The following is a 22,660-nucleotide window of genomic DNA, read 5'->3' as shown; positions in this document are numbered from 1 at the left end:
GCCCCTACCGGCGGCGATGTGTCGGGCGAACGGTGGGGTTTTATCCGGGGCGAAACGACAGCGCAAGCATGGTGGCCGACTCGGACGACGGGGCGGGACCGTCGAGGCTCCTCCGGACGAAAGCGGCGGTGCTGCTGACCTCGGTGGTCGCGGTCCTGTCGGTCATCACCGGCATCGTCAACATCGGGACCGTGGAAGTGACGGGGCCGTTGGCCGTGTACATCCCCGAGGCCGTCGCCCGGACCGCCGGCTTCACCGGCGCGATGACCGGCTTTCTCGTGCTGCTCAGCGCCTACGGCCTCCGCCGCGGCTACCGGATAGCGTGGTACGCGACCGTCGTCCTGTTGCCGGTGACGGCACTACAGGGACTGGCCCAGTCGAGCGTCTTCTCGTATCCGCTGGTGGCCCTGTCGGTGCTGACGATGCCGACCGTCCTCGTCAACTGGGACTACTTTACCCGGCCGCTGGACCTCAGTCTGACGCAGTTGGCCTCGCTGGCGGCCGTCCTCGGCGTGCAGGTCTACGGCACGGTCGGCACCTACGCGCTCCGCGAGGAGTTCAACGGCGTCAACACCGTCCTCGACGCCTTCTACTTCACCATCGTCACCGCCTCGACGGTCGGCTACGGCGACATCACCGCCACCAGCCAGTTCGGTCGGCTCTTTTCGATGTCGGTGCTGGTCACCGGCGTCGCCAGTTTCGGTGTCGCCCTCGGTACCCTGCTCGGCCCGCTAATCGAAGCCCGCCTCGCAACCGCACTCGGAAACATGAGCGACAAACAACTCGACCTGTTGGAGAACCACTACATCGTCATCGGCTACGGCGATCTGACCGAACCCATCCTCGAAAGCCTCGGCGACAGACAGGCCGTCGTCATCACCCAGGATGCAGAGAACGCCAAACGGCTCCGCGACCACGGCTTCGAAGTGGTCACCGACGACCCGAGCGACGAGGAACCGCTCCACCGATTACACATCGAACGCGCACGCGGGCTCATCGCCGCGACCAACGACGACGCACAGGACGCGATGACCATCCTGACCGCCCGGGAACTCAACCCGGACCTCCGTATCGTCGCCGCGGCGACCGACCGGGAGAACGTCCGCAAACTCCGGCGGGCCGGCGCCGATATCGTTCTCAGTCCGGCGGTACTCGGCGGCCGACTGCTGGTCGAATCAGCGTTCGGCAACGACGAACCCGAACGGGTCGTCGAGGAACTGCTCGACGACGGGGACCGTTCGCAAAACGAGTAAGCGCTTATCGCGCGCCGCGGGGGTGGTCGCGGCCGGCGTGTTTGGCTTCCAGCACCGCGCCAGCAGCGAGTTCCTGTGCGAGCGATTCGGCCTCGCCGTCGCCGAGTTCGAACCCCGCGGAGACGACCTTTCCGACGGGCGGTTGGACCGCCACGCGCGCTTGCAGGCCGGTGTCGTCACCCGCGATCTCGCCTCCGACAACGAAGTCGTCGGCGAGCAGGTCGCGGGTCGAGGAGGCGATATCGACGAGTTCGCGCCGCAGTGCGCGGCGGTCCTCGGAGGTAGGCGTCGGTTCGGAGCGGCCGGAGTGAGGCGCGTTTCCGTGCATATGAACGTGGTCCGGTTACACCGTTAGTCCTGAAAAACCCGTCGGCTCGTATGTGAAGGAGTGACAGTGACGTTAGCTACCGGCGGACTTCTTGTCGAGGCCGGCCGACTGGATGTCCTCGCCTTCGACCGACGAGCGGAGCGCGTCCATCCCGTCGTCGCCCTCGATGTCGAAGTTGCTCTCGTAGAGGTCCTGCACGCGCTCGTACTCCTCGTCGGACAGCGGCGGCACCTCGCTGGCGGCGGCCCACTCGTCGATGTCCTCGCGGGTGCGGAAGGTCGGCGTGACCGTCGCCACCGGGTCGTGGGAGAGCAGCCACTGGAGGCTGGCCTGTGCCATCGTCCGCTCGCCGTCGCGTTCGAGGAAGCGGATCTTTTCGAGTTTCTCCCAGCCGGTCTCGTACCATTCGTCGGGCCGGTAGGCGCGGTGGTCGCCCTCGTCGAGTTCCGTCTCGGGAGTGACCTGCTCGTTCAAAAGGCCCGAGGAGTGGGGGACACGCGGAATCAGGCTCGTCGACGACCCCGTGCGTTCGATGGTATCGAGGAAGTGGTTGCCGACCTCCTGTTCGAAGAGGTTCCAGACCAACTGGACCGAATCGAACTCCTCTTCGATGCCGAGGTCACCTTCCGCGAGCCAGCCGATAGACGGCCCCAGCGCGATGCCGATGGCGTCGGCCCGTCCTTCCTCGCGGACCTCGTCGAGGAACTCCAGTACGTCGGCGTCGATCTCGTCGACGTTGGCGTTGTGCAACTGGAGCATCTCGACTTTCTCCATGTCGAGGCGGTCAAGCGACTTCTCGAAGGCGTCTTCGAGGTATTCGCGGTCCATCTCCTTGGGCAGTTCGCCGTGGCCCGCCTGCGGGTTGTTGTAGAAGTCGTAGCCGATCTTCGTCGCGACGCTGACCTCGTCGCGCACCGGTGCGAGCGCCTTCCCGACCAGTTCCTCGGAGTTGCCGTGGCCGTAGACGTCGCCCGTATCGAAGTAGGTGATGCCCTGGTCGACGGCGTACTGCAGCATGTCGATGGCCTGCTGTTCGGTGCGGTCGCCCCACCAGTCGGTGCCGACCGTCCACGCGCCGAAGCCGATTTCCGAAACCTCAACGTCGGATTCGCCCAGCGTCCGATAGTTCATATCCCCTCGTTAGGCGTTGGCCCACTTATCGCTCGTGGTTCGTCCCGCCCGATTGGACACCACCCGAGGATATTTTACGGACCCGCGAGTGGCGTCGGGGCCCGTTCCTCGTCCCCGTCTAACGGTTCGAGGGTCGGCAATCGTTCGGGCCTGCCTCAATAACAATCCATAACACCGTCGCGCCCTCTCGGTTCGACAATGACGAAGCGTCACGTTTCTCTGCCGGCGGAGGCCGAGGAGGGCCTCCAAGCGTTCCTCGAGGAAGTCGACCACCGGTTATCCAGCGACGAGGACACCTGTGACGTCGTCGAGGACGTCCTTATCGACCTGCACGGCGACCGGGAGGCCTACGAGCGCTGGCAGGCCGGCGGGGACGTTTCGCCCGCCGAACGCGTCCGGTTGCAGGGGTACGACCCCTGTAACGCGACGCTGGAGAGCGAATACTACGCCGAAAAGGACGAGGAGAAGTTCCAGGAATCGAAGCACCTCCAGTGGCTGTGGCGACAGTTCGACGACACGCCGATGGCCGACAACGTCGAGTTCGCCCTCCGGTTCCGCCGGATGCTCGCCGACCACCTCTTCGAGGAGTGCGGCGACAACTGTCGCTTTTTCAAGGGCATCACGTTCACCTACGGCCACAACATCTCGGTCGGCGACAACGTCGTCGTCCACGACGACGTCCACCTCGACGACCGCGGGAAACTCACTATCGGCGACCGCGTCTCCATCTCCGACGGCGTGCACGTCTACAGCCACGACCACGACATCGTCGACCAGACCGACGTCGAGAACTTCCACACCATCATCGAGGACGACGCCCGCGTGACCTACGACGCGATGGTCCGGGCCGGCGTCAGGGTCGGCGAGAACGCCATCGTCGGCTCCCGTGCGGTCGTCCAGTCGGACGTGCCCGCCCACCACGTCGTCGTCGGCGCGCCCGCGGAAAGCGTCCGCATCAAACCCGGCTGGGAGGACGTCGCCGAGCCGGTCGATACCGACCATCCGAGCGACCGCGAAAGCCGGAAGATTCCCTACGAACTGCCCGAGGACCTCGACCGCTTCGACGAGTTCCAGCGGGACCGCCAGCCGCCGGGCGACCGCTGACCGACGACCGACGGCCGCTGATTTTCAGCCCCGATACTCGCGGTAGCCTTCCCAGATGAGTCCGATGCCCGCACCCGCCATGCCGAGTGTGGCGACCAGCCCCGGCAGGCCGAACCACGGCGGGAAGACGAAGCCGAGCCACGATTCGACGAACGCGACCGTGTCACTGACCGGGCCGCTGTGTCGCCGGCTTTCGAGGTTATCGCCCGGCGGGACGTCCTCGGGTTCCTCGTCGAGGGCCCGGTCGGGACCGAGACGGTCGGCGTCGTAGACGATACCCCGGGGCTCGCTGCTGAGGTCGTGGCCCCAGACTACGTCGCCGTCCTCGTCGACCTCGATGACCCGGAAGTTCCGCGAATCGACGATGAGCGTGTTGCCGTTCGGGAGGCGGTCGGCGTCACGGGGCCACTGGAGTCGGTCCTTCTTGCTCGGGCCCTCGTAGCGCCAGACCTCGTCCATCGTCTCGTCGTACTCGACGATTCGGTTGTTCTCGCTGTCGGCCACGATGACGTGGTCGTGTTCGTCGAGGTAGTTGGGGTCGTGCTGTTCGTACATGACGCTGTGGGCGCCGGGTTCGCCGATGACCTCGACGATTTCGTCCGTCTCAGGGTCGACCTCCACCAGCACGTCGAAGTTCCGGATGGACATCAGGAAGTTGCCGTTCTCCAGTCGGTCCACGTCGTTCATGTGCGTCCAGTCCTGTCCCGGGCCGGTGTAGTTGTGGCCCTCCCGGGACGTGCCCTCGACGTGGTCCTCCCAGAACTCGGAGCCCTCGCCGAGGTGTTCGACGGCGGACCACTCCCACGTGACCTCGCCGTCCTGATTCACGGTGAAGGTGCGGTCCTTGCCCATGTCGATGATGACCGTCTCGCCGTTCGGCAGGCGGTCGGCGTCGTGGACCTCGTGGTACGTGACGAACACGTCGTACCACGTGTAGGCCCACACGCGCTCGTTAGTCTCGGGGTCGATTTCCTCGACGACGTTCTTCACGCAGTGGTCGCCGTGGTTCGCCGTGTCCTGGTACTCCTCGGGACACTCCGAGTTCGGCACGCGCTGGCCATACGAGACCATCACGTTGCCGTTGTCCAGATACTCGCCGTCGAAGACGGCGGCGTCTTCGGGTTGGTACTCCCACGTCCGCTCGCCGTCCTCGTCGACGATGAACACGTCGCCGTTGTGGTTGCCGAACCAGCCGTAGGCCTGTACCGTGATGAGCGTCTCACCCGGATACGGTTCGCCGTCCTCGACACGAACGGTGTCGTCGGCAGTGACCGCAAGCAGGCCGAGGGCACCGATACAGACGAGGAGGACTCCAGTCAGGACGATAACGCGCCGACGTCGCATATTTCAACCAACCGACCGGACCCAAAAGCCTTGCCGGTTCGAACGCGTCGCTTTTCCCGCTGGGCGCGAACCTCCGCCCATGCGGAGCGTCGCCATCAACGTCGGTGCCAACACGAACGAACCGGGGTTCCGGGGTCCCATCTACCCCGACGGCCGCTTCGAGTACGTCCCCATCCCCGAATCCGCCCCGACTCGCGCCGAGGCCGACGTCCCGACATACGCCGACCTCGACCTCTCGGTCGGCGTCAGCGACGTGGCCGACACGGCCGTCCATCTGGACCCCACCTTCGCCGGAATCCACGACTGCGAGCGCTACACCTACGGCGACCCCCACGGCGTGAAGGCCCGACCCCTCTTGGACCTCGATGCCGGCGACTACGTCTTCTTCTATGCTACGCTCTCGACGACCGACGAAGAACGCGCCGACTGGGTCGCTCCCGAGTGGGGCACCTACCTCATCGGTCACTTCCGACTGGAGCGGGACCCCCTGAGCGCCGACGACTACCGCGAGGCCAGCGACGCCGAACGCGCCCTGTTCAGCAACAACGCCCACGTCAAACGCGACCCCTTCGACGCCGAGGTGCTTTTATACGGCGACGGCGCCGGCTCGGAGTGCTACGACCGCGCGATTCCTCTCTCGACTCGCGAAGCGGGCGCCGACGCCAACCGACTCGTCACCGACCTCTCCAGCGACTCCGGAAAGGGCCCGTGGTGGCGCCGCCCGATGAAGTTCGACCGCGAGGCCACCGAGGAACTCCTCAGCATCCGGGACACCGGCGACTACGAGCGGGCGTTTAAATAGAAAGCCGCATTTCGGCCAGCCAACAGGTGGCCAGCAAGGATTTATCAACCAATCGGTTACCGAGTGGTACGTATGACCGATGACAACAGCGGCCTGCAACTCGTTTCGGCGCCCGAAGAGTCGACCGTCCGGACGCTCGTTCGGGCCGGACTGGCCCTCGTGGGCCTCCTCACCGTGGTCGGCCTCTTGGCCGTCACGCCCGGCATCGACCGCCTGCTCGCGGGACTGGCCGTCTCCCCGTGGGCGCTCGGCCTCGCCGTCGTGACGCTGCTGGTCGTCGGTGTCCTGCTGTGGATCGCCCCCGAGGTCGAACGCGCCGCGCTGGAGTCGGTCGACGGCCCCGACACCGCCGTCGAGAACGCCGCTGCGGCCGCCAAACTGCTGGTCGGCTTCCTCGCGGTCGCCATCGCCTACCGCGGCTTCGCGCCCGCCTTCACGCCGGCCTTCCGGGCCTTCGACATCGGCGGCGTCTACCACCTCGGGTTCCTCGTCGTCGGCCTCGTCGTCCTCGCGGCCTTCGCCCGACGGCTCTACCGCTGCTGGGAACCCGTCACCGAGATGCTGACCGACTACGCCGTCGACGCGAGCGGTCGGGAGACCGAGCGGGTTTCGAGCGAGCAGTAGAGACAGCACTGACAGGGAATTCTTTGTAGAAGTTCGTCCACGGGGCGGTTTGCTTCCTCGACACCGCCCATCAAAACGGCTTTCAGAGAGTCTATAAAGAGCTCTCGCTCGCGCCGGGAACACTGCCTTAGTTCGGGCCGAACGTGCTCAAACGGATGTATGAGGACTAAATATTCGCCACACCCGGAGTGACATTTATAACCCAACCCAGAAATATGGCGATACATGTCACGAAATAATCGGGATAACTCGGATGGAGAGGTTGTTCCGATTGGGGTATTGCTTGTCGGCGCAATCGTCGGGGGCTATTTGATAGTAAACAATCCGCTCTCCGGAGATACAGCCTACGTGAGTTGGATACTCACCGGATTGTCTGCGTTGGGAGTCTTGTATGTCGCTGCTGGGTTTAGAGGAGTCTACCAGAAAAAGGGGCTTGATACAGCAGTAAATTGGCTATTCGGAAATACACCGTCAACAAAAAGTAGCTCTCCTAATCCAGGGAGTAAAACCCCCAGTCAATCAAAGACGCCACCTCCATCGGAAAGCCTCAAGAACGAATTGTACTTCGAACGGGCCAACCGTGAGTGTGAGTGGTGCGGGGAGCACGTTGACTCCCCAGATATACACCATATCAAACCCCGAGCGGAAGGCGGTCCGAACGACCCGGAGAATTTGATTGTCCTTTGTCCGAACTGCCACCGAAAAGCGGACGGTGGAACCATTTCTCGGTCAAAATTAAAGTACAGGGTTGACGAATAAATGGACAGTCAGGGATAATAAGATGGGAACTGTTCGGAGAGAAGGTAAATGGACGCTTGAGAAGGACCGAGATGGCGTCTATGCTATTTGTGAGAGAGGAGAGATGAGAGCTCGCATCATCACCGATGAGTATGAACCGCAAGGCATTATGGATAATGTCCAAACAGACATGATGACAGAGACGATAGAAGTGAGGGACTTCCAAGGGGCTAAACGGGAGTTCGAGAACTACATTGAGAGTGCAGAGAGTGGTGGATTCGGAATTCTGTAAGTAGTTTAGATGGCGTTTCCGAGCCGGTATCACTCTCCCATCACGTTCGTCACAGGGAGTGTGTTCACGGGTCGCTTCGCTCCCCGTTCACAATATTGAGGTCTCACTACGTTCGACCTCACAATGCGCCGTCCGGGATTCTCGCGAGCGTAGCGAGCGAGAAGTCGGACGGCAAACGACCGCAGGGAGTGTGTTCACGGGTCGCTTCGCTCCCCGTTCACAACATCGAGGCCTCACTACGTTCGGCCTCGCAATGCGCCGTCCGGGAATTGAACCCGGGCTCTAGCCTTGGGAAGGCTATGTCCTACCACTGGACCAACGGCGCGTTCGTCGTTTCTCTCCTCACGCCCCGCGCATCGCGAACCGTTTCGGTTCGCTCAGCAACGGCGCGCTCACTTCGTTCGCGTCCCGCGCTCTGCAAACCAACGTACCCGACGCCCGCACTTGAACGTAGCGCTTGGTTCCGACTCGACGCGCGTCCAGAAATCCCGTCCCGACGGGTGCTTATTAGTCGTGACCGTCCGAACCGGTCGGTGATGACGGAACACGAGCCACTGGTGGAGGGGACGGACGTCGACCTGCTGTTCTCCGAGTCGGAACTCGCGGCGCGCCGCGACCACATCGTCGAGTTCATCGCCGAGACCGTCGACGAGGCGGGCGCGGACGGGGCCGTGCTCGGCCTTTCGGGCGGCATCGACTCGACGGCGGTCGCCTATCTCGCCGTCGAGGCGCTGGGCGCCGAGAACCTCAAAGGCCTGCTGTTGCCGAGTTCGGTCAATCCCGAGGCCGACGAGACGGACGCCGAACGGGTCGCCAAGGACCTCGGCATCGACTACGAGATTCTCGAAATCGACCCCGTCGTCGATTCCTTCGTCGAGACGGCGCCGGAGGGGACGGCCGACGACCGGATGGCACTCGGGAACGTCCGCGTGCGGACGCGCGCGGTGTTATTGTATTTCGTCGCCAACGCCGAGGGCCGTCTCGTGCTCGGGACCGGCAACCGCTCGGAGGCCGCGACGGGCTATTTCACGAAGTACGGCGACGGGGCCGTCGACTGCAACCCCATCGGCAACCTCTACAAGTGTCAGGTCCGACAGCTTGCGCGTGATTTGGGCGTTCCCGAGGACCTCGTGACGCGGACGCCGACCGCCGCAATGTGGGAGGGCCAGACCGACGAGGAGGAGATGGGGCTGGGCTACGACGAACTCGACGCGATTCTCGCACTGCACGTCGACGGCCCCTTCTCGAAGGCCGCGACGGTGCGGACCCTCGGCGTTCCCGAGGCGGCCGTCGAGCGCGTTGTCGAACTCTACGAGGGGAGCAAGCACAAGCGGTCGATGCCGCCCGCGCCGGAGCCACTTTAAAAAGAATCGCCCGTGGTCAGGCCTCGCGGACGACGACGCGGATCGAATCGCCCTCCTGCAGGGTGTATTCGAGGTCGGAGACCGCCTCGCCGTTGATTTCGAAGACCACCTCGTAGCCCTCGCCGTCGACGTAGGTCTCGCCCTCGTAGACGAGCGTGGTGGGCGAGCGGTCGACCTCGAAGCCGAGCGCCTCCATGCCGTACTCGAAGGTGACGCCGGTGGCGTGGGCGTGCCACTGGGTGCCGTCGCCGCCCTCGAAGTGGAACCGCTGGTCTTCGACCTGATACCCCTCCTGCGAGAAGTCGACCTCCTCGCCGAGGACGGTCATCTCCATCGTCCCGTGGTAGTGGGCGCTGCCGGCCTGTCCGATGCCATCGGGGCCGCTGCCCCCGGCGACGAAGACGACGTAGCCGACGATACCGATAGAAAGCAGCATGACGACACCGAGAGCCAGCGGGCCCGTCGGAAGCCCGCCGTCGTCGCCGTCGACGTCGCCGACCCGGCGTTTGTCTATCGGGCCGAGTTCGTCGGCGTGCTCGGCTTTGAGGTGCTTCAGATGCGCCTCCTCGCTATCGTGGGAGGCTCCGCAGTACTCACACTCTGGCATTCGTACCCACCCTATCCGGCGGAGGGCTTCAACCTTTACGGTGCCCGGAGACGACCGTCACTTCCCCAACTCGCGGAGTTCGTCGGCGTGGGCCGCCACCAGTTCCTCGAAGGCGGCCACTTCGCTGTCCTCCTGGTCGGCCTTCGGTCCCCGGTCTCGTACCCGCGCTTTGATGAGTTCGAGCGCCCGGTGGTCGTTTTCGGTCAGGGATGCGGCGACCGATTCGGGGTCGTCGACCACCCGCGAAACGAGGCCGATACGGAGCGCCTCCTCGGCGTCGATGACCCGCCCGGACAGCGAGAAATCCAAGGCGTCCCCGAGGCCGACGACCTCGGGCAGGCGAACGGTCCCGCCCCACGCGCCGAAGAGGCCGAACGTGACGCCGGGTTCGCCGAAGGTCGCCCCGGGCGTCGCGATTCGCATATCGCAGGCCAAAGCGAGTTCGACGCCGCCACCGCGGGCCGGGCCGTCGATGCCCGCGACGACGACCGACGACGAGTCCTCGATGGCGTCGGCGACTCGCTGACCCCGGCGGACGAACGGTTCGACGGCGGCCTCGTCGTCGGCGACGTCGGCGACCACCGAGAGGTCCGCGCCGGCACAGAAGGCCTCGCCCGCACCCCGGAGGTAGACGACCGGCTCGGGGCAGTCCGTAACCGCCGCTTCGAGCGATTCGAGCCCGGCCGGCGTGAGTGCGTTCCGCTGGTCCGGCCGGTCGAGAGTCACGATGCGGTACCCGTCGGCGTCTGCAACGCGAATCATATCCCATCCTCGTCGGAGAGGTTCATGGTGTTTTCTCTCGGCCGTCGGAACGCATTTGAAAGTCCTGCCTGAACGGGCCGGTATGGTCGGGGAACCACCGGGGCCGACCGGCCTACCGGTCGTGGGGAACACGCTTTCGCTTGCGAGAGAGCAAGGTGAGTATCTGGAAGCCGTCGCCGACCGATACGGGCCGGTCGCGTCCATCTCGATGGTCGGCATCGGTGACGCGACAGTCGTCAGCGACCCGGACCTCGTCGAGGAAGTCCTCTTTTCGGACGACTACACCAAGGCCTCCGTCGGACGGGAGGTCCTCTCGGAACTCCTCGGTGACGGCCTCGTCCTCTCGGAGGGAGACCTCTGGGAACGGCAGCGGCAACGCATCCAGCCGGCTTTCACCAACGAGCGCATCGAGCGGTACGCCGAGACGATGGCCGACCGGGCGGCCGCCTTCGCCGACCGTCTCGACCCCGGCCGCACCTACGACATCGGCGAGGAATTACGGAAGGTGACCCTCCGCATCCTCTTCGAAACGATATTCGGCAGCGACATCGACTACGAGGGTCTGGAACTGGGTTCGACCTTCGATCACATCACCGCCCCCGGAAACCCCCGGAACCAGCCCATCGCCTATGCCGTCCCGAAGTGGGTCCCGCTTCCGATGTGGCGCCGGTATCTCGACGCCGTCGAGACGCTGGAATCGACGGTGTACGACCTCATCGAGAAGCGCCGCGAGGAGGGTCCCGGCGACGACCTGATATCGACGCTGTTGACCGCGAGCGACGGCGTCATGTCCGACGAGCAACTCCGCGACGAGGTGATGACGATGCTGTTCGCCGGCCACGAGACGACGGCGACGGCGCTTACCTTCACGTTCCACCTGCTCGGGACCCATCCCGACGTCGACGCCCGACTGGCCGCCGAACTCGACGACGTACTCGGCGACCGGGCGCCGACACCGGCGGACCGCGCCGACCTCGAGGTCACCGAACGCGTCCTGCAAGAGGCGTTGCGCCTCTATCCCCCGGTTCCAGCGCTCGGCCGCGAACCCACGACCGAGACCGAACTCGGCGGCTATCGGCTCACGCCCGACACGTCGATGCTGCTCTCACAGTGGGTCATCCACCACGACGACGACCATTACGACGACCCCGAGGCGTTCCGGCCGGAACGCTGGCACCGTCGGCCGGTCGACGACCGGCACCGATTCGCCTACTTCCCGTTCGGCGGTGGGCCGCGGCGTTGTATCGGCGAATCGTTCGCGATGGCCGAGGCGACGCTCCTTTTGGCCGCCGTCGCGAACCGCTACCGGCTCAAACCAGTCGATTCCAGCCCGCTGACGCCATCGGTGAGCATCGTCACCCAGACCACGCGAGATGTGGAGATGGTCCCGCGGCGACGATGAGGTTCCGTGTCCAGTACACGCGTGCCTGCACCCAAACCGATATTTATCACCCCCACTCGTAGGAACATACGGATTACGACGGGGGGTAGCATGAGCACGGACCGACTCTACGAGTACGAGCCACATCCAGAGATATCGTCAGCATCGGACCTTCGAACGTTCCACGAGGAAGTTTCCGTCTGGAATCAACTCCTTCGCGTCGGCATCAATCCCTATGCGTTTACCCTCGTGTTCACCGTGCTCGTGGTGGCGCCCGGAGCCGTCCTCGCGTTCGGCTACGGCGTCGACCACCCGCTTGCGACCGGGCCGATGCTGGTGGTTCTCGCCTGCAACACGGCATTGACCGTCTTCGCGACGCTGTTTATCGACAGGCGTTTTCCCCGAGTCATCGAACGAATCCGGCCCTCCTTCGACGTGGACGAAGAGACCTACTACGGCTTCTTCGGCCGGTTCTTCGAGCGCCTCTACCATCTCTCGTTTTTCTCGCCGGTCGCCCACGGTCCGCATGGACGTGGCCACCGACCGGCGTTTTGGGGCGCCCTCGGCGTGACCTACGTTGGCTGGGCGGTCGCCTTGGGCATCCTCCTCCCGGCGGAGTTGCCGGCAGCGATTTCGGGGCGACTCCTCGGCGTCGGCTACTTCCTGTTCCTCGTCGGCTTTGCCACGATAACGCTGTTTACGTCGACGGCGTTCGTTGCGATTACCGCACTCTATCTGGCGGTCCGTGTCACGCAGTTTACAATCCAGCTCAATCCGATGCTGGAGGACGAACACTACGGGCTCGAACCGTTCGGCCGGTTCCTCTTCCATACGCTGTTCATCGGCCTCGCGATGGTCGCTATCGCCGGCGGCGTCGGACTGGTGACACGGAACCCGATACTGTGGATATTCACGGTTCTCGGAACGCCGCTGATTCTCGCATGGTTCGTCGGCAGCCAGTACGGAATCCATCGAGCGATCGTCGAAACGAAACAAGCTCGGCTCCGCCGCCTCCACGAGCGACACGCCGACCAGATGGACCGAACCTTCCTCCACAGCACGCCAGAACCGGATATCGAGGCAATCAGCCGCTCGGAATCGTTCGTCCATATCAAAAACCACATCCGGGACCTTCCGAACTGGCCGACCGACACACGAACCGTCTATCACGTCGTGACGACGGCGCTTGTCTCAAACATCCCCTCGGCAATCGGCATGCTCAGCACGGTTACGTAACCGGTGCCGATTCTGTAGGGTTCTTAAGACGCGACCCCGTAGAACGCGTATGGTTGCCGACGTCGAGCGCACCTTCGAGGTGGAAGCTCCCATCGAGAAGGTGTGGGAGCTCATCGCCGACCCCACGAAACGCGCCGAGGCGATAAGCGTCGTCGAAAGCTACAGCGACGAAGGCGACGAGTTCATCTGGCAGCTCGAACTCCCGATTCCCGTCGTCAGCGGGACCGTCACCGTCCGGACACAGGACGTCCGGCGAACCCCCCCAGAATACGTCAAGTTCGTCGGCCGCTCGAAGATCATGGAGGTGACCGGCGAGCACATCCTCGAATCGACCGATACCGGCTGCCGGGTCGCGAACCGCTTCGTCGTCAACGGCAAAGTCCCCGGCGTCGAGAAGTTCTTCCAGAAACGCATCGACGAGGAGATCGACAACCTCTTCGACATGCTCAACGGCGAACTCGTGGCCGAACCGACCGACGGGTAAGCCCAGGTTTCCAAAGTCATATACTCCGGTATGCCTAGTTGTGGGTATGGACGAGGCCAGCAACGTCCGGGCGACCGCCCTCGAGCTCACCAGCGATATCGAAGCCGTCCCGCTGGGCGAGCGCATCGAAACGCTACTGCAGGACGCCTCGATGACGCCCGGTGCGTTGACCGTGCTCACCGCCCGCACGCTCGGCGGCGACGAGTTCGTGGAGGCGGCCGCCACCCGCGGCGTCGGCGTCCAACTCAGCTACGAGGGCCTCCGTCTCGCCCGAGCGCTGGTCCACGACGACGCCATCTGGGACGCCGAGGACCGCACCGACGGCTACATCGAACTGCTGGTCTCCGAAGTGCTGGTCTCCCGCGGTTTCTACCACCTCGCCCGGACAGAGGCCTCCGATACCGCGATTCAAACGGTCCGCCGCTTTGCCCGCAACCAGACACGACGGCAAGTCCCGAATTTCGACCCCGCGGACCTCGAAGGCACCCTCGAAGGCGACATCCTCCGACTCGCCGTCGAGGCCGGCGCCACGCTGGTCGCTCCCGACCCGCCCGCCGAAGCCATCGCCTACGCCAACCGCCTCGCCGAGGAACTCGACACCTCCCCGCTTCCGACCGCCGAGGTGGCGCTGGCCGGCGCCCGCGAGGAACTCGGCGGCATCACCGGCGTCGAACCGACCGCCGACCGCTCGGCGACCGCCGACCAATCCCGATAGCCGGTGCGTCACCGCACCGCATTCCGGCGGGCTTTCACCACATATATATACGGCAGAATTGTACGAACGGATGGACGGTAGCAGGGCAACGGCCCCACCGCGCCTGGGTAGCTTAGCGGTAAAGCGCGTCCTTGGTAAGGACGAGAGCCCGGGTTCAAATCCCGGCCTAGGCTTTTTCCATTCACCACCGAACTCGGTAGCTCACCTTTTCCCTGCTACTCTCGGCTACCCTCCATGTCGGGAGGGGACATCGCCTGCATTTCCGTGACGAGTAGATAGACGAAGAGGGCGAAAAGCAGGGCCTGAACCGCCTTGTCGACGAGGGCAAGCGCCAAAAGCGGCATCCCGGCGAGCACCCAGACGACGGTCATCATGCCGACGTAGACGGCACCGACGAGATAGAGCACCGGCTGCCAGAGGTCCGTAAAGAAGAGTACCATACCTGCCAGCAGTCCCACAGCGAGGACCGCGAAGGTCGTATCGCCGGTCGTCGTCGCCAACGCGAAGTGGAGGCCAGCGCTCAGAAACGCCAACACGACAAGGGCGATATGGGCCCACGTCCACTCGATTTCCCGGAGTTCGTAGGAGCCTACCGACATGAGGAGTGGTTCAGGCGGCCAGTATTAAAATCACGTAAGATGACTACGAATCCCCGCTCTAATCGTCCACCATGGGGGCAACAAAGTACGTCCCAGTGACTGTTTCGTTACTATCTGTCTCGGAAAACTCCAAGAATAGCACAAACCAGTCACCTTCATTTACCCCATTATCAGTTTCCTTTGTCCCATTAAATCCATCAAACGTAATAGAGACGGAATCAGGATTGGTTGTTTCTACCGTATCCCCGTCGATATTCGTTTCTAAATCGCCACCAATCTCCAACGTAGCATTACCTAATTTGGCCGTGTCGGGGTTGTCTCTATTAGCTGAAGGATTGCTTTGCTTGCCACCGCGACTATAGAAGACGGTTCTAGCAGCAGTGATTTTAATATCAGAATCACGCTGGTTATCGAACTCCATCAGAACCGTATTATTCCCCTCTGAATCGATACTTGAACCCGTCAGAACAACGTCCCCGGTTGGGTTGAACTGATTAGCCTCGTCCTGAGTTTCCTCATCAGGTGGCTGTGAAGGGCTCACGTCGGGGTCTTCGTTGATACCGACCGTAGTACATCGGACAGTATACTCTCCGTCACCCGTGAACGTGAAGTCGACGTGTGAATCGCTTGCATTATCTACGATTTCAGTATTTGCGTTATCCACGGTTCGATTCCAGTCGTCCGAATCCAAGCCGGACGGAATGGTTATGGTGAGGTTCTCAGATTCCGTGTCGACCTCAGCGACGCCAGTCTCCGAAGGGATGAGGTCGACGCTGGCCGTGCGGGCCGAGGTTTCCTGAACGTCGCCGGTGTATCGGATGATATTGATCTGCGAGTCCTGAGCGAAGAACTGTCCGGTGTTGAACAGTGGGTCGTCGCCCGTCTCCCGGTAGGTCACCGTGTTCTCGATGGTGATTGGGTTGGCGTTCTGATATTCGTTGTAGTTCGATTCGTACACGAGGAACTTCGTATCGAGCGCATCACCGCCCGTGCCACAGACGTTCGCGAGGTCGAGGTCGCTGTGGCGGGCCGAGATGTCACCCCCGGAGACCGTCCGAAAGGTCCCGGTCGGTGCCGGCGGATTCACCGCCACGAACCGCGTCGGGTAGTCGGTCCCGAGCGCGATACTCCGGGACCGTGGCTCGTTCGACGCCGCGGCTTCGGTCGTCCCGCTCCGGAGTTCGACCATATCCCGCTGGACGTCGTTGCTGTGCCGGTACTCCACGTCGGCGTTGGCGTCCGGAACGACGAACGCCTGATTGATGCCGATCAGCGATACGATGATCGCAAATATCAGTATCGCACCAATTACCTCTGACTGTCCCCGAGTTGCCCCCCGAAATCCCATACTCGGATAGATGATTATTCAACGGATTAAAAGGTTGGGGACAATCTAGCGAGCGCGATAATCCTCCCAAATGTTTAGGTGGGTACAAGGGATACCTCACCCATATGGGTGGGGTTAGCAAGGATAACCCCGGGGTGACATCCGGGGCTGTGGACGACGAGACGAAGGAACAGGGCGCCGAAGGTGAGTCCGTAGTCGACAACGGGAGCGTCGACACACTCAACGAGACCGTGTCGGCAATCCGCCAGTCGCTTTTCGAGTGGACCAACGGCCTCATCGGGAACGGGACGGACCGCGAGTACGACGAGGCGGAACTGTTCGAGCCGGATATCGAAGACCAGCTCCGGGACCATCCAACGGTGTCGGCGGTTCTCGACGACGTGACGACGTCGTTCGCCGAAACTGATAATTTGGTGTTCGAGACCCGGCCGCCACAGGAACACCTGCAATCCCGCTTCTTCGATTTCAGCTATCTCCTCGAACACGAGGAAATCGAGCGCAAGTGGACGAACAAGCCGTACGCGTACGTCTCAATTCTGCGCGATACCAACGAGAACGAACTCCGGTATCACGTCACCGAACCGTGGCTCAGCGATTTCGAGGAGTACGTCCTCGAGGAGTTGACCAAGGTCCTCCGGAACAGCCTGATGTATCAGGACACGGACGGCGAGATGCCGAAAGCCGACCGCTTCACCCGCGAGGCCAGCAAACTCGTCGAGAAGCACACGGCCGCGCTTCCGGAGACGTCGCTGTACAAGATCCTCTATTACCTGCGGCGCGACTTCCTCGATTACGACCGCGTCGACCCGATACTCCGGGACGAGGCCGTCGAGGATATCTCCTGTGACGGCGTCGGCCTCCCGGTGTTCGTCTACCACGAAAGCTATCGTGACCTCGATACGAACGTCACCTTCGAGAAGGAGGACCTCATCTCCTTCGTGACGCGCCTCGCCCAGCGGTCGGGCAAGCACATCTCGGTGTCGAACCCGCTGGTGGACGCGTCGCTGCCGAACGGTTCGCGCGTCCAGTTGAGTTTCGGCGGTGACATCTCGACGCGGGGGCCGAACTTCACCATCCGGCAGTTCACGTCGGTACCGGACACGCCCATCGACCTCATCAACTGGGAGACGTTCTCCGTCGAACAGATGGCCTACCTCTGGCTGGCCATCGAGAACAACCGCTCGCTTTTGTTCGCCGGCGGCACGGGGTCGGGGAAGACGACCAGCCTCAACGCGGTGTCGTTTTTCATCCCCAAGAAGTCCAAGATAGTCACCATCGAGGACACCCCGGAGATATCGCTGCCCCACGAGAACTGGGTCCAGAGCCTGACGCGAGACTCGGTCACCGGGTCGGGGCGTGGCGAAGTGACGATGTACCAGCAATTGCAGACGGCGCTCCGACAGCGCCCCGAGTACATCCTCGTCGGCGAGATTCGGACCGAATCCGACGTCGCGCTGACCTTCTTCCAGGCGATGGCGACCGGCCACAGCGCCTACACCACGGTCCACGCCGAGTCGGTCAACGGCGTCATCAACCGCCTCGAAAACGAACCGCTGTCGGTCCCACTGCAGATGCTGAAGGAACTGGATATCATCTCCATCCAGCGACAGGTGATGGTCGACGGCGAGCGGGTCCGCCGGAACGACCAGATTACGGAACTGGTCTCGGCCGGCGAGGGCGACGACGTCCACGTCAACCGCGTCTTCGACTGGGACGCCGACCATGACACGTTCAACACCAAGTTCGATTCGACGGTCTTCGACGACATCGCGGCCGACCGCGGGTGGTCGATGGCCGAGATAAACAGCGAGTACGAGGACCGCCGGAAGGTCCTCCAGTACATGGTCGACAACGACATCACGTGGTACGAGGACGTCGCCCGCGTCATCCATCGGTTCATGACCGACCGGAAGGCGGTGATGGAACGCATCAACGGTGACGAACTCGACCCGGCGGACCTCACGAAGTGATGAGCGACGAACCACAATCCCCGGACCCGACGGCCTCGATGCCCGCGGACTTCGAGACCGACCCGGAGACCGAAGAGCGGATTCCGGTCCCGGAGTACGAGGCCGAACAGTACCTCCCGGAGAGCGAACACATCTCCGGGATTCGAGAGGACCTCCTCCGCGAGGAGTTCGGCTACGTCCGGACGTACTTCAAATCGCGAGAGGAGAAGCACACGGAGCTCCAGCGGCACCTCAATCAGGCGCATCTCGGCAAGACGTTCGACATCTATCTCACGCGGACGCTGTGGTATTCGCTGGCGTCCGCTCTCGTCGGCGGCCTCGTCGGTCTGCTGGTCTCGTGGCTCTTCGCTCGGACCGGCGTCTTCACCGGCCTGACGGCGCCGTGGGGGCCGTCGGTCGACGGCCTGTTCGGGGACGTCGTACTCTTCGTTTCGGCCAACAAGGCAGCCATCGGGACGGGCGTACTGTCCGTCTCACTCGCGGGACTCTTCGGGGCCACCACCTGGTTTACGCGGTATTACTATCCGAGTTATATCGTCGACGTGCGGCGACGGAACATCAACGTGACCCTGCCGCACACCATCGTCTACATGTACGCGCTGTCCTTCGGCGGGATGGACTTCGTGACGGTCCTCCGTCGGACGGCGGAAACCGAGGGAACCTACGGCGAGGTCGCACACGAATTCGAGACGGTCGTCAAGGACGTCGACATGTTCGGCTCGGACCTGTTCACCGCGTTGCGGAACGCCCGGAACCGCACGCCCTCCGACAGCATGGAGCAGTTCCTCGACGACATGCTGACCATGCTCGACTCCGGCGGCGACGTCACCGAGTTCCTGCGGGAGGAGGCCAACAAACACCGCGACCGGGCCGTCAGGGAACAGGACCAGTTCCTCCAGACGCTCGAACTCCTGAGTGAAGTGTTCATCGTCGGGTTCGTCGCGGCGCCCCTCTTCTTCGTCGTGACGCTGCTGATGATGAGCTTCCTCGGCCAGCAGACGCTGTCGATGCTCTTTCTGATCGTCTACGCCATCCTGCCGCTGGCGATGATCGGGTTCGTGGTCCTCATCTCGACGCTCTCGGAGCCATTCAAGCAACCGGCCCACGAGCTGCAGGCCGACCGCGGCCAGCATAACACGTGGCCGGGCCAATCCGTCCACAGTCACCCCGAGTTTCAGGCCTTCCGGCGCATCCGGGTTCGAGAGCGGTTGCGGTCGCTTCTCACCGACCCGGTCGCCGTGTTCCGCCGGCAGCCGCTCTATACGCTGTTCTTCACCGTCCCGGTCGCCGCCGCGGTCGGCGCGTATCTGACGACCAGCATGGCCGTCACGCCCGCGGCCTTCCTGGAGCGGGCCTACGAGGTCGGCGTCGGCGTGGCGGTCGTTCCGTTCTTCATCATCACGGTTCCGCTGGCGCTGTTCCACGAACTCAACGAGCGCCGCAAGCGACACGTCGCAAAGCGCCTTCCGGACACGCTGGATATCCTCGCCAGCGCCAACCAGATGGGGCTGTCGCTCAGCGAAGGCCTCGACCTCGTCTCCCGAAACCTCTCGGGGACGTTGGCCGAGGAACTCCTCAAGGTGCGCAACGACATCGAGTGGAACGCCGACGTCAGGCAGGCGCTGCTGTCGCTTGCCGGCCGCCTGCAGGTCCCGCAGTTGACCCGGACCTGCAAGATTCTCGCGGAGGGGACGCGTTCGACCGGCGACCTGCACAAGGTCCTCTCGATTACCGCGGAGGACACCCGCCAGCGATACCGACTGGAGCGCAACCGGAATCAGGAACTGCAGGCCTACACGACGGTCGTCATCCTCGGTTTCCTCGTGTACCTGGCGGTCATCGTCATCCTCGATTACTCCTTCCTCGGAACCATCGTCGAGCAGGTGGGCGATACCGACCAACTCGCTCAAGCGGGCCTGATCACCATCAGCGGCGACAGCGTCGGCATCTACCGGGCGCTGTTCTTCCACTCGGCGCTCATTCAGGCGGTCGGAACCGGCGTCATCTCCGGAAAACTGACCGCCAACAGCGTCTTCAGCGGGTTGAAATACAGCATCGGCCTCGTCGGCCTCACGGTGTTGGTGTTCGGGTTCCTCTGATACGGATCGTTGTAACAAATTACCGGCGAGCACCGGTACCGTACGGGTGCTCGTCGGTAAACGACTACAACAATCCGTATGACCCGTTGGGACCGTTCGTTTCGAAGCCGAAACGTGCCTATCCGACCAGTGACGACAGGACCTTCCCCTCGACCTTCCGGAGGTGTTCGCCGACGGTGCCGGCAGCGACGCCGACTTCGGCGGCGATGTCCTCGTGGGTCGCCTGCCGCGGGACCTCGTAGTAGCCCATCTCGACGGCCGCATCGAGTATCTCCTGTTGGCGTTCGGTGAGGACCGAAAACAGCTGTTCGGAGTCGGGGTGATACTCGCCGATGCCCTCCAGCGATACCGACAGCGGGTCTGGAATCGAATCGACGACGTTGCCGATGGTCGCATCGTCGCCGACGAGGGTCACGCGGAACCCCCCGCCGTCGACACAGTCGATGGGCGTCTGCAGGACGACCTCGTTGTCCTGGACGAGCGCGAGCAGGCGCTCGACGGTTGGCGTCGGCCGGAAGTGGATGTACGACAGCCCCTCGTGGTCGCCGGAGACGTCGTAGTCGATGACGGCCTCGCGTTCGGCGATAATCGCCTCCGCGCGGGCGAGGTTCCCACGGACGGCGTACAGCGAGACCGCGGTCCCGTCGCTCAACAGGTTGACCTGCTGTATCGACTCGCGGGAGACCGCCGAATCGAGGGCGAGCGCTCGGTCCGTCGGCTGGAAGTCGCCGCCCGAGGGGTCGATGACGACGGTCGCATATCGCATGCGACCCACTCGGGAATCGGGTTATATACGTGTTTTCCCGGTCTTTTTCGGGGGTTCTTACGCACGCGCGGACGACACCAATCACGCCACGTTACGGACACACAGCCCTGCTAGATATTCCCAATCCCTTTAGGAGTCAAAACAGTCTAACGAGTATTAACATTATAATTCATAAGGGTTTTGTACCAGTCTTCGCTCTGTTCAGGTGCCTACGATGAGTGACCCGCAGCCTCGGTGTCGCCGTACTCGATATGACGACGCTGGCGTTGATGCGACCGAGGTGCGTGCACTCAGGAACGAAATCCGGCGCCTCGAACGGGCTATCGTTCGAGGACGGTAACTACCCTACACAACCATGGCACACGACAACGACGGAGTGGACGAGGTCGCAAGCCGCGTCCAGAACACCGAATCGATCGTTCGAGACGTCGACAACCCTGCCGCCCGCGAGCTTCGCCAGAAGTTCGAGGAGCAGGACTTCACCTTCGCGCCCGGTCTCTACCACGCGCTGGACGCCCGACTGGCCGAGATGGCCGGTCTGGACGCCGCGTACATGTCGGGCTACTCGACGGTTCTGGGCCAGTTTGGCTTCCCGGACCTCGAGATGGTCACGATGACCGAGATGGTCGAGAACGCAAAGCGCATCGTCGAAGCGACGAACCTGCCGGTCGTCGCCGACGCCGACACCGGCTACGGTGGCATCCACAACGTCCGCCGTGCCGTCCGCGAATACGAGAAGGCTGGCGTCGCCGCGGTCCACATCGAAGACCAGACGACGCCCAAGCGCTGTGGCCACATCGCCGGCAAGAAGATCGTCTCCCGCGAGGACGCCAAGGCGCGCTTCTCCGCCGCAGTCGACGCCAAGCAGTCCGAGGACACCATCATCATCGCCCGGACGGACGCCTACGGCTCCGCCAACGGCGACTGGGAAGAGCACCTCGAGCGGGGTCGCATCTACGCCGACGCCGGCGTCGACCTCGTCTGGCCCGAGATGCCCGACCCCTCGCGCGAGGACGCCGTCAACTACGCCGAGACCATCCACGAGACCCACCCCGACCTGGATCTCGCCTTCAACTATTCCAGCTCCTTCGCGTGGTCCGAAGAGGAGGACCCGCTCACGTTCCAGGAACTCGGCGACCTCGGCTACCAGTACATCTTCATCACGCTGTACGCCCTGCACTCCGGCGCACACGCCGTCTACGAGGATATGAGCAACATCGCGGAGAACGACGAGGAAGCCCAGTGGGACCTCGAGGACCGCTACCTCGGCCACGAAACCGAGAGCCACCACGAGCTCTCCTTCGTCTCGCGCTTCCAGGACATCGAAGCGCAGTTCGACCCCGAAGCCAAGGAGCGGATGGAGAAGTCCGCCGGCTTCACCGAGGAAGAATCCGACCCGCTGACCTCGAACGACGACGACTGATCGGCGCGCCGAACCGCCGGTTTCTTTCTTTTTGCGCGAATAGTAACTACTGTATTCAACGCCTCTACCACCAATAGAAGCCGTTTTGGCCACCTTTAATAACCGCGGCGTAGTCGATACGGATGACTAATGTCTGAACTCGACAAGCGAACGCACGGCCGGAAGTTCGTGCGCACGTTCTTTACGACCCCGACCGCAGAGAAGGGCGTCGACGACTCCGCCAAGAAACTCCGCAGCGCCATCGGACTCCGTGGCATGCAGGCCCCGGACGTCTGGGTCCCGGACAACGA

General features: G+C 63.2%; 22 protein-coding genes, 2 tRNA genes and 1 pseudogene. 16 read left to right on the top strand and 9 right to left on the bottom strand.

The features are described 5' to 3' along the window. Positions 1 to 68 precede the first annotated feature (68 nt). Complete coding sequence (locus U5914_RS08075; RefSeq protein ID WP_336135250.1) at positions 69 to 1,253, top strand: NAD-binding protein; 1,185 nt, start codon at positions 69 to 71, stop codon at positions 1,251 to 1,253. 4 nt (positions 1,254 to 1,257) lie between these two features. Here U5914_RS08075 and U5914_RS08070 read toward each other — a convergent pair whose 3' ends face one another. Both U5914_RS08070 and U5914_RS08065 read right to left on the bottom strand, forming a co-directional pair. Beyond that, positions 1,258 to 1,581, bottom strand: coding sequence for a DUF5811 family protein (locus tag U5914_RS08070; RefSeq protein ID WP_332312509.1), 324 nt, complete (start codon positions 1,579 to 1,581; stop codon positions 1,258 to 1,260). 72 nt (positions 1,582 to 1,653) lie between these two features. Then, positions 1,654 to 2,712, bottom strand: coding sequence for an aldo/keto reductase (locus tag U5914_RS08065; protein ID WP_336135249.1), 1,059 nt, complete (start codon positions 2,710 to 2,712; stop codon positions 1,654 to 1,656). 198 nt (positions 2,713 to 2,910) lie between these two features. Between U5914_RS08065 and U5914_RS08060 the strand changes: the two genes are divergently transcribed. Beyond that, complete coding sequence (locus U5914_RS08060; protein WP_336135248.1) at positions 2,911 to 3,816, top strand: acyltransferase; 906 nt, start codon at positions 2,911 to 2,913, stop codon at positions 3,814 to 3,816. A 24-nt stretch (positions 3,817 to 3,840) separates the two neighbouring features. On the opposite strand, the gene U5914_RS08055 is transcribed toward U5914_RS08060, so the two are convergent. Beyond that, positions 3,841 to 5,160 (bottom strand): arylsulfotransferase family protein, encoded by a 1,320-nt coding sequence (locus U5914_RS08055; protein WP_336135247.1) that lies wholly within the window; start codon positions 5,158 to 5,160, stop codon positions 3,841 to 3,843. Positions 5,161 to 5,239: 79 nt separating this feature from the next. On the opposite strand from U5914_RS08055, the gene U5914_RS08050 reads away from it, so the two are divergent. The 4 genes from U5914_RS08050 (at position 5,240) to U5914_RS08035 (ending at position 7,616) form a co-directional block, all read left to right on the top strand. After that, a complete protein-coding gene (locus U5914_RS08050; protein WP_336135246.1) occupies positions 5,240 to 5,962 on the top strand; it encodes an Nmad3 family putative nucleotide modification protein in 723 nt (240 codons plus the stop codon). A gap of 72 nt (positions 5,963 to 6,034) precedes the next feature. Beyond that, positions 6,035 to 6,586 (top strand): hypothetical protein, encoded by a 552-nt coding sequence (locus tag U5914_RS08045; protein WP_336135245.1) that lies wholly within the window; start codon positions 6,035 to 6,037, stop codon positions 6,584 to 6,586. Positions 6,587 to 6,811: 225 nt separating this feature from the next. Further along, positions 6,812 to 7,345, top strand: coding sequence for an HNH endonuclease (locus tag U5914_RS08040; protein ID WP_336135244.1), 534 nt, complete (start codon positions 6,812 to 6,814; stop codon positions 7,343 to 7,345). A 22-nt stretch (positions 7,346 to 7,367) separates the two neighbouring features. Beyond that, entirely contained in the window at positions 7,368 to 7,616 is a 249-nt protein-coding gene (locus tag U5914_RS08035; RefSeq protein ID WP_336135243.1) for a hypothetical protein, read from the top strand. A 254-nt stretch (positions 7,617 to 7,870) separates the two neighbouring features. Here the strand turns inward: U5914_RS08035 and U5914_RS08030 are convergent. Then, a tRNA-Gly gene (locus U5914_RS08030) sits at positions 7,871 to 7,941 on the bottom strand. Between the two features lie 211 nt (positions 7,942 to 8,152). Between U5914_RS08030 and U5914_RS08025 the strand changes: the two genes are divergently transcribed. Continuing rightward, positions 8,153 to 8,980 carry an NAD+ synthase gene (locus U5914_RS08025; protein WP_336135242.1) on the top strand — a complete coding sequence of 276 codons (828 nt, stop codon included), beginning with the start codon at positions 8,153 to 8,155 and terminating at the stop codon, positions 8,978 to 8,980. A gap of 16 nt (positions 8,981 to 8,996) precedes the next feature. Here U5914_RS08025 and U5914_RS08020 read toward each other — a convergent pair whose 3' ends face one another. Further along, positions 8,997 to 9,587 (bottom strand): hypothetical protein, encoded by a 591-nt coding sequence (locus tag U5914_RS08020; RefSeq protein WP_336135241.1) that lies wholly within the window; start codon positions 9,585 to 9,587, stop codon positions 8,997 to 8,999. 57 nt (positions 9,588 to 9,644) lie between these two features. After that, on the bottom strand, positions 9,645 to 10,349 hold the full coding sequence (locus U5914_RS08015; RefSeq protein WP_336135240.1) for an enoyl-CoA hydratase/isomerase family protein: 705 nt from the start codon (positions 10,347 to 10,349) through the stop codon (positions 9,645 to 9,647). Between the two features lie 82 nt (positions 10,350 to 10,431). Here U5914_RS08015 and U5914_RS08010 point away from each other — a divergent pair, with 82 nt between their 5' ends. The 5 genes from U5914_RS08010 (at position 10,432) to U5914_RS07990 (ending at position 14,338) form a co-directional block, all read left to right on the top strand. Continuing rightward, positions 10,432 to 11,751, top strand: a complete 1,320-nt coding sequence (locus tag U5914_RS08010; protein ID WP_336135239.1) for a cytochrome P450 — start codon at positions 10,432 to 10,434, stop codon at positions 11,749 to 11,751. A gap of 90 nt (positions 11,752 to 11,841) precedes the next feature. After that, positions 11,842 to 12,966, top strand: coding sequence for a hypothetical protein (locus U5914_RS08005; RefSeq protein ID WP_336135238.1), 1,125 nt, complete (start codon positions 11,842 to 11,844; stop codon positions 12,964 to 12,966). A gap of 49 nt (positions 12,967 to 13,015) precedes the next feature. Continuing rightward, a complete protein-coding gene (locus tag U5914_RS08000) occupies positions 13,016 to 13,450 on the top strand; it encodes an SRPBCC family protein (protein ID WP_336135237.1) in 435 nt (144 codons plus the stop codon). Between the two features lie 46 nt (positions 13,451 to 13,496). After that, positions 13,497 to 14,165, top strand: a complete 669-nt coding sequence (locus tag U5914_RS07995) for a DUF7114 family protein (RefSeq protein ID WP_336135236.1) — start codon at positions 13,497 to 13,499, stop codon at positions 14,163 to 14,165. A gap of 101 nt (positions 14,166 to 14,266) precedes the next feature. After that, positions 14,267 to 14,338: transfer RNA gene (locus U5914_RS07990), tRNA-Thr, on the top strand. A gap of 42 nt (positions 14,339 to 14,380) precedes the next feature. Here U5914_RS07990 and U5914_RS07985 read toward each other — a convergent pair. Together U5914_RS07985 and U5914_RS07980 are read right to left on the bottom strand one after the other, a co-directional pair. Beyond that, entirely contained in the window at positions 14,381 to 14,764 is a 384-nt protein-coding gene (locus tag U5914_RS07985; protein ID WP_336135235.1) for a hypothetical protein, read from the bottom strand. A gap of 58 nt (positions 14,765 to 14,822) precedes the next feature. Beyond that, positions 14,823 to 16,112 (bottom strand): hypothetical protein, encoded by a 1,290-nt coding sequence (locus U5914_RS07980; protein WP_336135234.1) that lies wholly within the window; start codon positions 16,110 to 16,112, stop codon positions 14,823 to 14,825. A gap of 149 nt (positions 16,113 to 16,261) precedes the next feature. Here U5914_RS07980 and U5914_RS07975 point away from each other — a divergent pair, with 149 nt between their 5' ends. Both U5914_RS07975 and U5914_RS07970 read left to right on the top strand, forming a co-directional pair. Beyond that, positions 16,262 to 18,082: a type II/IV secretion system ATPase subunit gene (locus U5914_RS07975; protein ID WP_336135233.1), complete on the top strand. Its 1,821-nt coding sequence runs from the start codon at positions 16,262 to 16,264 to the stop codon at positions 18,080 to 18,082. Next, a complete protein-coding gene (locus tag U5914_RS07970) occupies positions 18,082 to 20,181 on the top strand; it encodes a type II secretion system F family protein (protein WP_336135232.1) in 2,100 nt (699 codons plus the stop codon). Before U5914_RS07975 ends, U5914_RS07970 begins: the two co-directional genes overlap by 1 nt. 118 nt (positions 20,182 to 20,299) lie before the next feature. Here U5914_RS07970 and U5914_RS07965 read toward each other — a convergent pair whose 3' ends face one another. Then, positions 20,300 to 20,947: a helix-turn-helix domain-containing protein gene (locus U5914_RS07965; protein WP_336135231.1), complete on the bottom strand. Its 648-nt coding sequence runs from the start codon at positions 20,945 to 20,947 to the stop codon at positions 20,300 to 20,302. A gap of 355 nt (positions 20,948 to 21,302) precedes the next feature. Between U5914_RS07965 and aceA the strand changes: the two genes are divergently transcribed. After that, positions 21,303 to 22,370 (top strand): isocitrate lyase, encoded by a 1,068-nt coding sequence (gene aceA, locus U5914_RS07960; RefSeq protein ID WP_336135230.1) that lies wholly within the window; start codon positions 21,303 to 21,305, stop codon positions 22,368 to 22,370. 129 nt (positions 22,371 to 22,499) lie between these two features. After that, a pseudogene (locus tag U5914_RS07955) lies at positions 22,500 to 22,660 on the top strand (malate synthase); the annotation flags it as partial.

The sequence above is a fragment of the Natronomonas amylolytica genome, from assembly GCF_037031205.1.
Classification (GTDB): Archaea; Halobacteriota; Halobacteria; order Halobacteriales; family Haloarculaceae; genus Natronomonas; species Natronomonas amylolytica.
This window is presented reverse-complemented; position numbering and strand designations above follow the sequence as displayed.